General features: G+C 67.4%; 13 protein-coding genes. 9 read left to right on the top strand and 4 right to left on the bottom strand.

What is annotated here, in order from left to right:
* Window positions 1-152: 152 nt before the first annotated feature.
* The 8 genes from rpmH to J2Y46_RS04480 all read left to right on the top strand — a co-directional run bounded on the left by rpmH (window position 153) and on the right by J2Y46_RS04480 (window position 10999).
* On the top strand, window positions 153-290 hold the full coding sequence (rpmH, locus tag J2Y46_RS04515) for a 50S ribosomal protein L34 (protein WP_005054680.1): 138 nt from the start codon (window positions 153-155) through the stop codon (window positions 288-290).
* An 8-nt stretch (window positions 291-298) separates the two neighbouring features.
* Window positions 299-634 (top strand): ribonuclease P protein component, encoded by a 336-nt coding sequence (rnpA, locus tag J2Y46_RS04510; protein ID WP_056365562.1) that lies wholly within the window; start codon window positions 299-301, stop codon window positions 632-634.
* A complete protein-coding gene (gene yidD / locus J2Y46_RS04505) occupies window positions 631-987 on the top strand; it encodes a membrane protein insertion efficiency factor YidD (RefSeq protein ID WP_045301961.1) in 357 nt (118 codons plus the stop codon). The genes rnpA and yidD overlap by 4 nt, the downstream gene beginning before the upstream one ends.
* Before the next feature lie 8 nt (window positions 988-995).
* On the top strand, window positions 996-2147 hold the full coding sequence (gene yidC / locus J2Y46_RS04500) for a membrane protein insertase YidC (RefSeq protein ID WP_045301959.1): 1152 nt from the start codon (window positions 996-998) through the stop codon (window positions 2145-2147).
* A 35-nt stretch (window positions 2148-2182) separates the two neighbouring features.
* Window positions 2183-2701: a R3H domain-containing nucleic acid-binding protein gene (locus J2Y46_RS04495; protein ID WP_045301957.1), complete on the top strand. Its 519-nt coding sequence runs from the start codon at window positions 2183-2185 to the stop codon at window positions 2699-2701.
* 48 nt (window positions 2702-2749) lie between these two features.
* The gene (gene rsmG / locus J2Y46_RS04490; RefSeq protein WP_310240492.1) at window positions 2750-3373 is read left to right on the top strand and encodes a 16S rRNA (guanine(527)-N(7))-methyltransferase RsmG; all 624 of its coding nucleotides are present in this window, start codon (window positions 2750-2752) and stop codon (window positions 3371-3373) included.
* Between the two features lie 5713 nt (window positions 3374-9086).
* Window positions 9087-10010, top strand: coding sequence for a ParA family protein (locus tag J2Y46_RS04485; protein ID WP_052676938.1), 924 nt, complete (start codon window positions 9087-9089; stop codon window positions 10008-10010).
* Complete coding sequence (locus J2Y46_RS04480; RefSeq protein WP_045301951.1) at window positions 10010-10999, top strand: ParB/RepB/Spo0J family partition protein; 990 nt, start codon at window positions 10010-10012, stop codon at window positions 10997-10999. The genes J2Y46_RS04485 and J2Y46_RS04480 overlap by 1 nt, the downstream gene beginning before the upstream one ends.
* Here the strand turns inward: J2Y46_RS04480 and J2Y46_RS04475 are convergent.
* Window positions 10994-12259: a sigma-70 family RNA polymerase sigma factor gene (locus tag J2Y46_RS04475; protein ID WP_310240488.1), complete on the bottom strand. Its 1266-nt coding sequence runs from the start codon at window positions 12257-12259 to the stop codon at window positions 10994-10996. The genes J2Y46_RS04480 and J2Y46_RS04475 overlap by 6 nt on opposite strands.
* Before the next feature lie 56 nt (window positions 12260-12315).
* Between J2Y46_RS04475 and J2Y46_RS04470 the strand changes: the two genes are divergently transcribed.
* Window positions 12316-12663: a hypothetical protein gene (locus tag J2Y46_RS04470; RefSeq protein WP_045301948.1), complete on the top strand. Its 348-nt coding sequence runs from the start codon at window positions 12316-12318 to the stop codon at window positions 12661-12663.
* 17 nt (window positions 12664-12680) lie between these two features.
* Here the strand turns inward: J2Y46_RS04470 and J2Y46_RS04465 are convergent, their stop codons facing one another.
* The 3 genes from J2Y46_RS04465 to trxB form a co-directional block, all read right to left on the bottom strand.
* Window positions 12681-13097: a YciI family protein gene (locus J2Y46_RS04465; protein WP_045301946.1), complete on the bottom strand. Its 417-nt coding sequence runs from the start codon at window positions 13095-13097 to the stop codon at window positions 12681-12683.
* A 218-nt stretch (window positions 13098-13315) separates the two neighbouring features.
* Window positions 13316-13639 carry a thioredoxin gene (gene trxA / locus J2Y46_RS04460; protein ID WP_045301944.1) on the bottom strand — a complete coding sequence of 108 codons (324 nt, stop codon included), beginning with the start codon at window positions 13637-13639 and terminating at the stop codon, window positions 13316-13318.
* Window positions 13640-13733: 94 nt separating this feature from the next.
* Window positions 13734-14738, bottom strand: a complete 1005-nt coding sequence (trxB, locus tag J2Y46_RS04455) for a thioredoxin-disulfide reductase (RefSeq protein WP_045301942.1) — start codon at window positions 14736-14738, stop codon at window positions 13734-13736.
* Between the last annotated feature and the right edge of the window lie 6 nt (window positions 14739-14744).

Here is a 14744-nt window from a genome sequence, read left to right as displayed (position 1 = left end):
CGGTGCATAATGACACGTTCTGCGCTCGGTTTGAGTTCTCGGGCAAGTCGACGTAGCCTTAATCGGTTGACTTATGCCCTCGCGGCAGTCGCCCCTGTACACACGTCCCCGGTCTCGAGCGTCCCGGTGACACCTGATCGGAAGTAGTCCCCATGAGCAAGCGCACCTTCCAGCCCAACAACCGCCGCCGCGCCAAGAAGCACGGCTTCCGCGCCCGCATGCGCACGCGCGCCGGCCGTTCGATCCTGTCGGCTCGCCGCGCCAAGGGGCGCACCGAGCTCTCGGCCTGAGCCGAGCGGTGCTCGCGAGGCCGCACCGACTCACCCGCGGATCGGAGTACAAGGCCGTTGTCCGTCGGGGCCGTCGGTGTGCCGGAGCGCACACCATCACCTACGTGAACCGCGTCGTGACCGATGGTCCGGCGCGGTTCGGCTTCATCGTGAGCAAGCAGGTGGGCGGCGCCGTCGTGCGCAACACCGTCCGTCGCCGGCTGAAGGCGCTGTGCTTCGAGTCCATCGACTCGGTCGCGCCCGGCAGCGAGGTCGTGATCCGCGCACTGCCCAGTGCGGCATCCGCATCTTTCGATGATCTGCGCAGCGACGTCGTGAAGTGCCTCGCACGGAGGGCCGCATGAGCGTTCTTCCCGCCTACGCGTTCGGAGACGCCGAGTTCGCGGCATCCGATTCTCTGCGCAGCATCCCTCTGCTCCCCCGCAATGCGCTGCTCGCGCTGCTGCACGGCTACCGTGCCACGATCTCGCACACCTACGGCGACGTCTGCAAGTACTACCCGTCGTGCTCGGCGTACGCCGTCGGAGCGGTGCAGCAGCACGGCGCCGTCGTGGGATCGGCGCTGACCGCGGCGCGCATCGCACGCTGTCACCCTTGGGCGGTCGGCGGCGTCGATGACGTGCCGCCCCGCAAGAACTTCCGGCACGCGCTTACCCGCCACGGGTTCGTCGTGCCTGCCCCCACCGGAAAGGACTGATCCTCCACATGGATCTCTTGTCAGCCCTCGCCTCGACGCCGTCGCCTTCCGCTCCAGCGACGAACGGCGGATTCGATCTCTTCGGGATCATCCTGTGGCCGCTCAAGTGGGCCGTCGAGGCGGTGCTCGTCTTCTGGCACTGGCTCTTCACCGCGATCGGGCTCCCGCCGGCAGACGGCATCACGTGGGTGCTGGCGATCGTCGGTCTCGTGATCGTCGTGCGTTCCGCGATGATCCCTCTCTTCGTTCGGCAGATCAAGAGCCAGCGCAAGATGATGGAAATCGCTCCTGAACTGCGGAAAGTCCAGGAGAAGTACAAGGGCAAGAAGGACCAGCTGTCTCGTGAGGCCATGAGCCGCGAGACGATGGCGCTTTACAAGAAGCACGGCACGACACCGGTCTCGAGCTGCCTCCCGCTGCTCGTGCAGATGCCCGTGTTCTTCGCGCTGTTCAGTGTGCTCAACGACGTCACCAAGCACTACGCCGCCGGCACCGGTGGTGTGGGTCTGCTCAGCGCCGAGCTCACGGCGGAGTTCTACAACGCCAAGCTCTTCGGCGTCGCGTCGCTGCACGAGACGCTGATCCAGGCATGGCAAGCCGGCAACACCCCGGCGATCATCATCCTGGTCACGCTCGTCGTGCTCATGATCGCGTCGCAGTTCTTCACGCAGCTGCAGATCATCTCGAAGAACCTGTCCCCCGAGGCCAAGACCGGCCAGGCCTACCAGATGCAGCGGATCATGCTGTACATCCTGCCGCTGGGCTTCATCTTCTCGGGTATCTTCTTCCCGCTCGGCGTCGTCATCTACTGGTTCGTGTCGAACCTGTGGACGATGGGCCAGCAGTTCCTCGTCATCCGCGAGATGCCGACCCCCGGCTCCGACGCGGCCAAGGCCCGCGAGGAGCGCCTCGCGAAGAAGGGCAAGGCGATCGACGCGTCGGGCAAGGTCGTCCCGATGGAGAAGTACGTCGCCGAGCAGCAGCGCCTGTACGAAGAGGCCGAACGGGCGAAGGCCGCGGCGCCGAAGCGGCAGCAGCCTGTGAGCAAGCAGCGCGCGAAGAAGCAGGGGCAGAAGCAGCCCGGGACCGGCCAGAAGCAGGGCGGCCAGGTCCCCGGTGGGACCGATCCGGGCAAGCCCGGCACCGGCTCCGCTTCCTGAAATACCCGACCGACGTCACACCCGAGGATCACGCCATGACCACGTCCCCTGAGTACGCCCCTGTCGACACGCGAGAAGAGCGGATCCCCGCGACCGTCGCCCAGCTCGAGGAGGAAGGCGACGTCGCCGCGGACTTCATCGAGGGTCTGCTCGACATCGCGGATATCGACGGCGATCTCGATCTCGATGTGCGCGCAGGCCGCGCCTACGTGTCGGTTGAAGCGCCGTCTGGCGGATCGGTCGATCTGATCGCAGCGCCTGACACCGTTCAGGCGCTCCAGGAGCTGACGCGCATCGCGGTGCAGAATCGCACGGGTCGCTTCTCGCGCCTGATCCTCGACATCGGCGGCTCGCGCGACGCACGGCAGAACGAGTTGACCGCTCTCGTCGACCGCGCGATCGCCCGGCTGGACGACGGCGCCTCGCAGGCGTCACTGCCGGCCATGTCGAGCTACGAGCGCAAGGTCGTCCACGATATCGTCGCCGAGCGTGGCTTCGTGTCCGAGTCGTACGGCGAGGGCGCCGACCGCCACACCGTGATCCGTCGCGGCTGAGCCGCGCGTTTCACGTGAAACACTCGTGCTGAGCTTGTCGAAGTATCGATGATCGAGATCGAGCAGGAACCTGAGGCCGCCGCCGAGATCTTCGGCGACCGGATCGACGTGGCGCGGAAGTTCGCCGAAGCGCTGGGACAGCACGGCGAAGAGCGCGGGCTGATCGGCCCGCTCGAACCGCCGCGCCTCTGGTCGCGCCACATCCTCAACAGCGCGATCATCGCTCCCCTGTTCTCGGGCCGCGTCGGGGATGTGGGATCGGGCGCCGGCCTTCCCGGCCTCGTACTCGCCATCGCTCGTCCCGACGTCGAGTGGGTTCTCATCGAGCCGATGGAGCGCCGGGTCGCGTGGCTGTCGGAACAGGCCGAGGCGCTTCAACTCGACAACGTCGAGGTGCTGCGCGCACGCGCCGAGGATTGGAAACGCGGTCCTTCATTGGACGCCGTCACCGCCCGCGCCGTGAGCGCTCTGCGCACCCTGGTGCCGATCACCGCTCCCCTGGTCCGAGACGGTGGTGAGCTCATCCTCCTGAAAGGGACGAGCGCCGCGAACGAGATCGAGGCTGCCGAGAAGCAGCTCCGCAAGTTCAAGGTGACGAACCCCCGTGTCGAGGTCGTCGGCGAGGGCGTGCTCCCCGAACCGTCGCGGGTGATCCGAGCCACCGTACGCTGATGGCTGGTCTCCGATAACTTGAGTGTCGGCCGCGTTCGGGAGGATTGACCGAACGGACCCAGGCCTCCGCTGCCTCGACACCGACCCTACGGCGTCCTCGTCGTGTGGTGCTCGCAGAGCCGGCGCTCGATGGGCTCGTCGGGCACACTTCGCACCTATGGGCCGTGGGCGGCGTGATGGTGGACTCGCGATTCGTCGGGCGGGACCGGTTCTGACCGACGAATCGGGCATGTTTCACGTGAAACGGTTTCGTAGGCTGGGCCTGACTGGCGGCTCGTCTTGGCGCGACGACGGCCCGGCACTCGACGAGACATTGAGCCTCAGTTCTGCTGGTCGAGGCGGAGTTCGCAGGGATGCGCGCCGTGGTGCGACGGAGCACGGCTGAGGCGGTCTGGCGTGGCAGGTGAAGAGTTGTGTTCGCCTCGAGGATGTGTGGCACCGCGTGAACGCGTGGCGTCCGCGCTAGTCGCTGGCCCGCTGCTGCTCTGCCGAGATTGCTCGTCGGCCGGCCGTGGTCGCCTGGCGGCGGCGCACGTCTCGCGTTCACGGTCGCTCGTGCACGGACCGCCGCTGTGCCCGCGAAGCGCACGCAGACGTGCGTCCAATGCGCACTCGAACGGCGGAGGTCTGGTCCGACGCCGCGCCAGTGCGCCTCCGACCATGGAATTCCGATCAATGGCGCGCTTCATGTCGGTTACCGGCGTGATCCGCTGCCAGCCCTTCGATATCGGGTGGGAGCGCCTCCCTGACGGTCAATCCGGGCGGATGAGATGGGCGTGCCCACGTCGTCCTAGGCGGATCATCGCGAGAGCGCGCGGTCTGCTGTCGTCGTGGAGGTGCTGACACCCGGGGGCTCACACCGAAGGGAGTGACGCTCCGGTCGGAGGTGACACATGTGAGTCGAGACACATGTCACACGAGCCGGGCTCGTGGCGGGAGTGCGGGCTGGGCGGTGTGCGGTGGGCGGGGCGCGGCATCGTTCCCAGGTCTGTGCTCGCGACCCACCGGGTGTCGGGATCATCCACGTCGGCCCGGGGTTACGGACGGACGCGCGGCCAGCCGTGTCGCGACGGTCGATCGCGCCAGCAGCAACGGGACGGACGCCTCGCGGGCCGATCCTCCGGCGTTCATGCGTCCATCGGCCTCACGCTTGTCCTGCCTGACGATGTCATGGCCCTGTACGAGCAGGCGTCGGCGGCGGATCGATGGAGGATGACGGGCGTGGAGCCCGTGGGGTCTCGCGGGTGCCTGTGTGGCGCGAGCAAGTGTTTCACGTGAAGCGGTGCGCGCCGATGGGGACAGATCGCACCGGCGTCGGGCGCGCGTGGGAAACGCGGCAGCCTCGCGCGTGCACCGGCAAGCGGACGGTCACATCAGCGCGTCCCGTTCGTTGATCAGTTGACCTGTGGGCAGCTCGAATCCGATGAGGTTGTGTCCGTCTGCCGGCGCCCGTGTTCCGAATGGCCGCCGCGGCATCGGCGAAGCCGTCGGACCCACCCATGACGAAGGTGATCGGTGTGCGATCTCTGGTTCGGTCGTGCAACGCCGCGGCAGACACGATGTTGCGTCCGCAGCCGGTCTTCATGCGGTGAGCCTTGAACCCGACTTACGGATGGCATTCTGGCTTGGTGTGACGTTCCTGGGCTCCAGCACTGCAATTCTGAGATTTGACCACAAGATGGCAGGCAACCCTGCACGCTACGCGCCAGTTCCATCGTCCTCTGCGGCGGCGGACCGGTGCCGTATGTCGGTGCTCGGACCGTCCATTGCGCGTGGCGGATATCGCGGCCTGCGTCTTCACTGGAGCGGCGGGAATGGCTGAGTCGTCGCTTCCGTGCAAGCCGGATACTGGCCGGACATGAGCGCGTCAGTCCGCCGGAGCCCCTCCCCTTGGTCAATTGTCAGGACGCAGTCGCTGCATACGGGCGCGACGGTAGAGCTCCAACGCGCCGCGCAACCTCCGGACCAGTTGACACGTCGGCCGAACTCAAGTTCGTCATGCTCCCCTGTCACCTCGACTCTTGGAGTCAACCCGATCCGAGCAACCAGTCATTCACTGCACTGTCGCTGCGGTGTGTGCGGATCTTGGCTGCGAGGAGCATGGACTGCTCTCGTCTTCCGACGCCACCCTCTGAACTCGATCGACCGCACCGGCGCGGCGTCATCGATCACGTTTCACGTGAAACATGCGGCGGCGAGGAACAGACCAGAGGCGCGTTGCCGGAACGTGGCGGGGACTCCTAAGCGAGATCGCATCTGAGCTGTGTCTCACGTGTGAAGGCAGAGGAATGAGATCTCCGTTACGCGCGTCGTCGAACCCCCGGGTTTCGATGATCCCGCTTGCGGACCTGACGACAGGGGGTGCCAGTCAGCGCTCACTGCTGTCGGGCAGCGTTTGCCGTCCCGCCGCTTTATCGATGCGTCGATACCCTTCGGCCCTCAGTCGGCGCACTCTCCGCGCTGGACAGGTTGGTGGTGCTCGCCGATCGTTTCACGTGAAACATCGACGATTCGCGCGTGAATTGGTGGGCCGGATGGGAACAGGCGTTGGCGTCACGAGGAATCGTCTGCCGGATTCGGGATCGACGCTTGCGTACCGCAGTGAGAGAGCGCGGCTGGCGACGGCCGTGGGCCGGCGTCCCGAAAGCTGGCACCTGGCTCTCTGGCGGCGGACTGTCTCTTGCGCACGCCGACTTGGGCACGATGCACGGCCTACGCGGCTCCGACGACGTCGCCGGCAAGCCGGTCTAGCCCCAACCCAGCCCGGAGATCCGCTGGGTTGATGAAGATGCTCTGCACACCTCGTTGACGTTCACGAATCTACGCGGCGATTACCGATTCGGGCGGAGTACTTAGTAGTCGCAGAGCTGACCACGGGGGCTAGGGAGCGAAGATCGCTGGATGCCCGCCCCCTCTCCCCCCGACGGTTGGTCGCAGCTCCCCGAACTTCGAGAAGGGGGCCGCCCATTTGCGCTGATGATGGTTGTCACGGGCCGGATGGCCGGGCTCGAGCGTCGCTGCACAGATTTGTCGTGTTCGCATGCCGTAGGTGCCGGGAGGCGACCGTGCTGTGGGTGCGGGGCGTGGGAACGATCGCCGTAACCGTGATCTGCGCCCAATCGGGTGTGGCAGGTTGGTGTAGTCCGATGAGGACCCAGGTAACTCAAGTGCTGGCGGCGAGGTCGAGGAACACTCCGCCCGCGGAGGCTATGACGCGCCGCGCGGCGTGCCGGACAGACCGCGCTCGTGCGGCACAGATCGGGAGGGGACTAGCGGTGATGGAGGTGCGTCGTGGTACGAACCTCTCCACTCCGCGGCGAGCTGCCCCCGAGCCACGACGTCCACCGGGGGCTCCCGGGCGATCGTCCGACCCTCGCCCCACTCAAGGCGTCGTGTCTTTGGCGGGTGTGCGACCAGACCGGGGCAGCGTCTTTGCGAGCAGGTCACGCTGGGTGGGCTGCGTACGTCGATGGAACTGGGTGGAGTCGCCCGTGTGTGGTGTTCGGCGACGCCGACGCCCACAAGGTGTCAAAGAGCGCCATCACGACGAAGTCCCGGAAAGCCCACAGGCCTCTGTCGTCAAATGGCAGGGGTTGGGTGCCTCGCAGGGCCGCATCCTGATTTCCGAGCGTACGGTTCTGCCACCCCACGGACGAGGTGTTCACCGGCAGAGTCGCAGCCGCGCACGACCGCGCCGCATCTTCCGTTTCACGTGAAACGGCGGGGCGGAGGGGGTCGACGACGACGCGGCGCTTCACGGTTCCGTGACATTCGTGCGGGCGTCATCGTGTCGAAGCGTGCGGCACCAACCGGCGCACACACGAGGAGAACCGCGTCGCGGACCACCGTCTCACGGACTTGCTCACTAGGTGGCCGCTCTTGCTGCGGCGCCCGGCCCGTTCATGCGGACGATGGGAGCAGCGAGCAGCTCCCTTGAGCGGAAGCCTCCTTGGTGGGAGGCGACCATCGCGGGCGATGTCGATCGCGGCCCCTCACCCCTCGAATGGTTTCACGTGAAACATGCGCGAGTCCGTCTGGCTGTCACACTTGATGGACGGGGTCCGTGACGTGTAATACTGCCCGCCAGCGGCGGTTCGCCTGGAAACAATGTCAGAGGGGATCGACCCGTTCGCCATTCCCGGCCCATGCCCGCCATGGTGTCATCGCGATCAGCACGGCCTTCGGTGAGTCTCCGAGCGGACGCGATTCCCGGGCTGGGTGCCGGAGGGATCCGGTCCGCACGCGTGGCAGCGGGGTTGGATCTCGACCGGCGTGATCGCCGGCGCAGGCGATCACGCCTCGATGGTCAGAGAGGACCGCGTGCTCGACACTGCGACGCCGCCGTCGGGCCGCGCTGGGGCGGGCATCCGGGGCGATGGGCCGGGCGTCAGGCGCGACCGTCTTGCTCGAGGGCCCGCAATGAGGGGTGATCAGCGCCGGTGAACCGGAAGCTCGCGGCAGTGTTCCGGGGTCGCGAAGGTAATCGATGTCAACAGACAAGGGACCGGAGCGAGGACGGCTGTTCCGCGCGGCTTGGGGCCCTCCTCGTAGAGGCATCAGGTCAGCGCCGTCTGGCTAGGGTGAATGAGTGCCTCCGACGATGGTGGTAGGAGCCGGGCTCGAGGCGAGGTTGCGCGTGTGCCTGAAGATCGTGACGCCTTCCTGCGGTGGAGAGTCCTGAACTGCTCGGGTCGGGAACGGCGTCGCGGCAAGTATCACGTGAACACTCCCTCCACCGGAGGGCCGACCGACCTCAGTTCGGGAACGGCGTCGCGGCAAGTTTCACGTGAAACACTCCCTCCACCGGAGGGCCGACCGACCTCAACTGGAACTCGGCCGACCACCGCGGGCCGCGCAGTGGATGGTTCTCTCGACCTGGCGGCCCGCGGTCGAGCCGAGGTAACGCGTCTCGACGCCGGGGTGCTGACACGGGTACCCACCAATCACATCGGGTCGCAACAAGGTTGCCCCGTTTCACGTGAAACATGGGGGCTTTTGGGACCCAGCTGCGCACGGTTCGAAACCACGCATCCCTCGTGAGCGTCGCGCGGAACAACCCACCTGCTCGGCGCAATCTCACCCGTCAACGCGACGATGCGCGGGCTGGGTGGCCGGCCGCTCGGGCGCGGGGCGACCGCGCGCGGACGGGGCGGTCGGCTCCGGCTCAGATGAGGGATTTCTCAGTCGTGTTCGAGCGGCGGGTTGGCGTGCTCCAACCTACTTCGCGGGGTTGACTAGGGAGAGTGGGTCATCCACGTGGAACGGTAAGGAACGCATGAATAAGTGGCTCCGGCGGCTGGGGATGGGGGGAAGGCGGGATAGGGTGGAAGACGATGTTGAGCGGCTCGGGCACGGGGGAGAGTTTCACGTGAAACAACCCGACGAGAGTGACGCTCAGGCATCCTTCTCGTCCGATGAGCCGTCGACCGCCTGGGCACCGCAGTCTGCAGAGCAGGATGCTGCGTCGATTCCGGAGGCCGTCGCCATCGAGACCCACTCCCTCAGCGAAAGCACCGTACCCGACGCGGCGGCCGCTCTCGAAGAAGAAGTTGTACCCCATGACACCGTTCCCGACGAGGTCGCCTCGCAGGAGGACGCGGTTGAGCGCACAGACTCCGACGAAGATGTCGCACCTGCTGAGTACGCTGACTCCGCGCCCGAAGTCGTCCCATCCCCCGAGGGCTCCACCGTCACGCAGGAAGAGGAATCCCCCATCGCGCAGCAAGACGGCGCCGCACTCGCGCAGGAAGAAGACGACTCCCCCATCGCGCGGGAGCTCGCAGACCTCACCGCACGTCGCAAGGCGCTCGAAGAAGCCAACGTCCAGCTCACCGGTCGCACTCGAGTCCTCACTGTCTCGAACCAGAAGGGCGGCGTCGGCAAGACGACGACCACCGTCAACCTGGCCGCCGCAATGGCCGAGCGGGGCGCGAAGGTGCTTGTGATCGACCTCGACCCGCAGGGCAACGCGTCGACGGCGCTGGGAGTGCCGCACACCGCTGATACGCCGAGCGTCTACGATGTGCTCATCGACGAGTTCCCGCTGGCCGACATCATCCAGGTGAGCCCCGAGTCGCCCAACCTGCTCTGTGCGCCGAGCACCATCCACCTCGCCGGTGCTGAGATCGAACTCGTGTCGCAGGTCGCACGCGAGCATCGACTGCGCGTCGCCGTCGATGACTATCTCGCGAACAACCCGGGCGAGCTCGACTTCATCCTCATCGACTGCCCGCCCTCGCTCGGACTCCTCACGATCAACGCGTTCACTGCGGCGAGTGAGCTCCTCATCCCCATCCAGTGCGAGTACTACGCACTCGAGGGACTGAGCCAGCTGCTCGGCACGGTGCGGATGATCCAGAAGCACCTCAACCCCCGCCTGGAACTGTCGACCATCATGCTGACGATGTACGACGGGCGCACGAGGCTCGCACAGCAGGTCGCCGACGAGGTGCGCGCCCACTTCCCCGCCGAAGTGCTCGACACCATCATCCCGCGTTCGGTGCGCGTCTCGGAGGCACCGAGTTTCGGGCAGTCGGTTCTCGCTTACGATGGACAGTCGGCCGGCGCCATCGCGTATCGCGAGGCGGCCGTCGAGATGATCCGGCGCGACAGCGCCTCGAACGAAAGGGGCGCCTGATGGCAGCGAAGCGCACAGGACTCGGCCGCGGAATCGGCGCACTGATCCCGACCAGTGAGCAGGCCGACGAGCGTCCCGCAGATGTCTTCTTCCCCCGGGCCGTCGCCGTGGCCGAAGCGGAGCCGGCCGCCGAGGCCGCTGAGTCCGACGGGCAGGAGGATCTCGTCGAGGTGCCCGGCGCCCGACTGGCGCACATCGACCCGCACGACATCGTGCCCAACCCGCGCCAGCCGCGCACGAACTTCGACCCCGAGCACTTCGCGGAGCTTGTGCACAGCGTGCGAGAGTTCGGCGTGCTGCAGCCCGTGGTCGTCCGGCTCAACGAGAAGGGCGAATACGAGCTCATCATGGGTGAGCGCCGTACACGCGCCGCGCGTGAGGCCGGACTCACCTCGATCCCCGCGATCGTGCGCGACACCGCTGACGAGCACCTGCTGCGCGACGCGCTGCTGGAGAACCTGCACCGTTCTGAGCTGAACGCCCTCGAGGAGGCTTCGGCGTACCAGCAGCTGCTGGAGGACTTCGGCATCACGCAGGAAGAGCTCGCCACCCGCATCGGCCGCTCGCGTCCGCAGATCAGCAACACGATCCGCCTCCTCAAGCTCCCGATGCCGGTGCAGCAGCGAGTCGCCGCGGGAGTGCTCACCGCCGGGCACGCCCGCGCGATCCTGTCGCTGGAAGACCCGACGGCGATGCAGCGATTCGCCGACAAGATCGTCAACGAGGATCTCTCGGTGCGTGCCGCGGAGGCTGCGGCGAAGCTTCCGGATGCCTCCCCCACCCGTTCCGTCAAGCCACAGGCCGGCTCGCGCCGCGCCCACCTGGATGAGGTCGCGGGACGACTGGGCGATCGGCTCAACACTCGGGTGAAGATCGCACTGACGGCACGAAAAGGCCAGATCAGCATCGACTTCGCTACGATTCAGGATCTCAACCGCATCCTCGCTGAGCTCGGTGAGACGGAGTACGGGGCCCTCGAGGCCTCATAGGCGTCCGAGCGCCTCCGCCCGCCGACGCAGCGCTTCGCCCTCCGCGGCATTGCCTGGCAGCTCTGCCGCTGCGAGGAACGCCGCGGCTGCGGCATCCGTTCGGCCGAGGCGCTCCAGAAGCTCCGCGCGTACGGCGGGGAGAGGGCGGAACCCGGACAGCTCCGGCTCGAGCGCGTCCACCACGGCGAGGGCGGGCTCGGGGCCGCGTGCCATGGAGAGCGCGACGGCGCGGTTGAGGCGGACGACAGCCGACGGCGCGAGCGACTCCAGCGCGTCGTACAACCGGAGGATCTGCTCCCAGTCCGTCTCGGCGAACGACGGAGCGACCGCGTGGCACTGCGCGATGGCGGCTTGCAGGCCGTAGTAGCCGAGTCCTCGGGTGGAGGCATCCGCTCGCTCCATCGCTTCGAGACCGCGGGCGATCGCGGAACGGTCCCATCGGCGGCGGTCCTGGTCTCCCAGGGTCACCGGGAGGCCGTCGGCGTCGATGCGCGCGGCGAAGCGCGACGACTGGAACTCCATGAGCGCGATGAGCGACCAGATCTCGGGCTCGCGCGGCATGAGGGCGGCGAGCTGCCGGCCCAGGCGGACCGCCTCACGCGCGACATCGGGACGTATGGGCCCCTCCCCCTCGGCCGCCGAGTACCCCTCGGTGAAGAGGAGATAGATCACCTGGAGCACGCTCGCAAGCCGCGCCGGGCGTTCCGCACGGTCGGGCACCTCGAACGGCACGCTCTCCACGGCGAGAGTCCGCTTGGCTCGGACGATGCGCTGCTGCACGGTCGGCACGGTCATCAGCAGCGCCCGGGCGATCTGGTCGGTGGTGAGACCGGCCACCGCGCGCAGGGTCAGAGCGAGCCGCGCCTGTGCCGGGAGCACGGGATGGCACGCGACGAAGACGAGACGCAGCACATCGTCGTCGATGCGGTCGGGGTCGGCGTCGTCAGGCACCGAGTCGATCGCCTCGGCCACGAGAGCCTCTGACACGAACAGGGTCTCCCGCTGCGACATCCGCTCGCGTCGGCGCCACCCGTCGATCGCGCGCCGCTTGGCGACCGACATGAGCCAGGCTCCTGGATTGTCGGGGATGCCGCTGCCCGGCCACGCGGCGAGGGCTTCGACAAGCGCCTCCTGAGCGAGATCCTCGGCCCATGCGAAGTCGCCGGTGTGCCGAGTCAGCGCCGAGACGATGCGAGCGGACTCGTCGCGCCACACGGCTTCGACCGCGCGGCGCGCGTGGGCATCGTCGTCGGGGCTCATGCTGCCAGCGTAGGCGCGTGGCCCACGGTGTCGGGATCGGCACGTACCCTGGATTGATGGCGAACGAGGACCAGACCCCGCGGCGACGTGCGAGCCTCGAGGTGCTCCGCGCCGAAGCCGCCGACGAACTCTCGGTGCTGGTGCACGAGCGCCTCCGTGCCGGCGAGGACCCGTGGGAGTTCATGGACGATCTGCCGTCCGTCGACGAACTCGTCGTCTATCTGCTTCGCGCCGAGAACATCGCGGCCGACGGCGGGTCGCGGCCGAATGCCAGCCGTCACTACCGCGTGCTGAGGCAGATCGCGATCGACTATCCCCCGCTCACCCGCGCCGTGTGGTCGTTGCTGGGTGATGCGAACACGCACCGCCGGTGGGACCCGACGGTGCGTGCCGAAGCGGGCTGAAGCCCGCACCTCACGAGTCACGAGTTGGCGGCGCGCCACTCCTTCTCCTTGGCGATCCACTCGTCGTTCTGGTCGAAGTCGCTGAGCTCGTTGACGCGACGCACCTCCAGCGCGGTGCCGGGGCCCAGCGGGCACTTGCGCGCCCAGTGCTCGGCCTCCTCGCGGGATGCGACCTCGAGGATCCAGTAGCCGGTGAAGACCTCTCGAGCTTCGGCGAACGGTCCGTCGGTGACGGCGGGCGGGACGGAGTCGAAGTCGACACGGAAGCCCTCCGAGGCGTCCGACAGACCCTCCGCGCTCAGGAACACACCGGCCTTCTGCAGCTCCTCGTTGTACGCGCCCATGGCAGCGTATGCCTCGGCCATGTCGAAGGTCTCGGGGTCGAACGCCGCAGCAGCCTCGGCTCCGACCTGCATGATGAGCATGTAACGCATGGGAATCCCTTTCTTCGGGGCGATGACGGCCCGGTTGGGGGGCCCTGTTCGGCCCCTTCACCATGTGCGTCGAACCAGCCTCGCGCAGATCGACAGCGCGCGGGAAGATTCTCGAGAGAATCCCGGATGCCGGAATCGGCATACAGTGGAAATACCCGGTAGAACGGCGAAAACCCCGCCGAACGGATCGGCGGGGTCTTCGGGAAGCGCGAGCGGACTCAGCCGATGTAGGCCGCGAGGTCCTGCTCGAGCGCGAACTTCGGCTTGGCGCCGATGATGGTCGTCTCGACTGCGCCCTTGTTGAACACCTTCATCGCAGGGATCGAGGTGATCTGATACTTCATCGCGAGGTCGGGGTTCTCGTCCACATTGAGCTTGAGGATCGTGATCTTGTCGGGGTGCTCCGACTGGATCTGGTCGAGGACGGGCGAGACCATGCGACACGGGCCGCACCACTCCGCCCAGAAGTCCACGAGCACCGGACCCTCGGCCTGGAGCACGTCCTGCTCGAACGTGGCGGAAGTCGTCGCCTTGGCGGTCATCTGTGTTTCTCCTTCTCTGAGAAGTCTGTCCACGCTCATTCAACGCGAGATGGGCGCGAAGTGTTCCCGGGCTTGTGCAGCACCCGGTGGGACGCTAGGCGGCGTCGACCTTGGCGACCGGCTCGGCGCCGGGGAGGCCGTCGATCTCGGCGGCGTCGGGGGCGGGTGCGCCGGCTTCGCCGAGTGCGGCGAGGAAGTGCTCGACGTCGAGGGCGGCGACGGTGCCGCTGCCCGCGGCGGTGACCGCTTGACGGTAGGTCGGGTCGATCACGTCACCGGCGGCGAACACCCCCGGGACCGAGGTGCGTGACGAGCGGCCGTCGACCCACACGGTGCCCTCGGCGGTGAGGTCGAGCTTGTCGTGCACGAGGTGCGTGCGCGGGTCGTTGCCGATCGCGACGAACACGCCGTCCAGCGCCAGGTCGCGGCGCGAGCCGTCGACGGTGTCCTCGAGCACGACGCCGGTGACGGCCTCGTCGCCGAGGATGTCGACGACCTCGCTGTTCCAGACGAACTCGATCTTGTCGTTCTTGAACGCGCGCTCCTGCATGATCTTCGAGGCGCGCAGCTCGTCGCGGCGGTGGATGATGTACACCTTCGAGGCGAACTTGGTGAGGAAGGTGGCCTCCTCCATCGCGGAGTCGCCGCCGCCGACGACGGCGATCACCCGCTCGCGGAAGAAGAACCCGTCGCAGGTCGCGCAGTACGACACGCCACGGCCCGACAGGCGGGCTTCGCCCTCGATGCCGATCTTGCGGGGCGCCGAGCCGGTGGCGAACACCAGCGCGTCGGCCTCGTGCGAGGCGCCGCTGCCGAGGGTGACCTTCTTGACCGGGCCGTCGATGTCGAGCGAGACGACGTCGTCGTACAGCACCTCGGCGCCGAACCGCTCGGCCTGCTCCTGCATCTTCGCCATCAGGTCGGGACCCATGATCGCCTCGGGGAATCCGGGGAAGTTCTCGACCTCGGTGGTGTTCATCAGCTCGCCGCCGGCCTCGACCGAGCTCGCCACGACGAGCGGGCTCAGGTTGGCCCGGGCGGCGTAGATGGCCGCCGTGTAACCCGCGGGACCCGAACCGATGATGATGACCTGACGCACGTGCGC

The organism is Microbacterium sp. BE35 (assembly GCF_031457705.1).
GTDB classification, from domain to species: Bacteria; Actinomycetota; Actinomycetes; order Actinomycetales; family Microbacteriaceae; genus Microbacterium; species Microbacterium trichothecenolyticum.
Note: the sequence above shows the minus strand (reverse complement) of the source record. Positions and strands in the feature narration are given on the sequence as shown.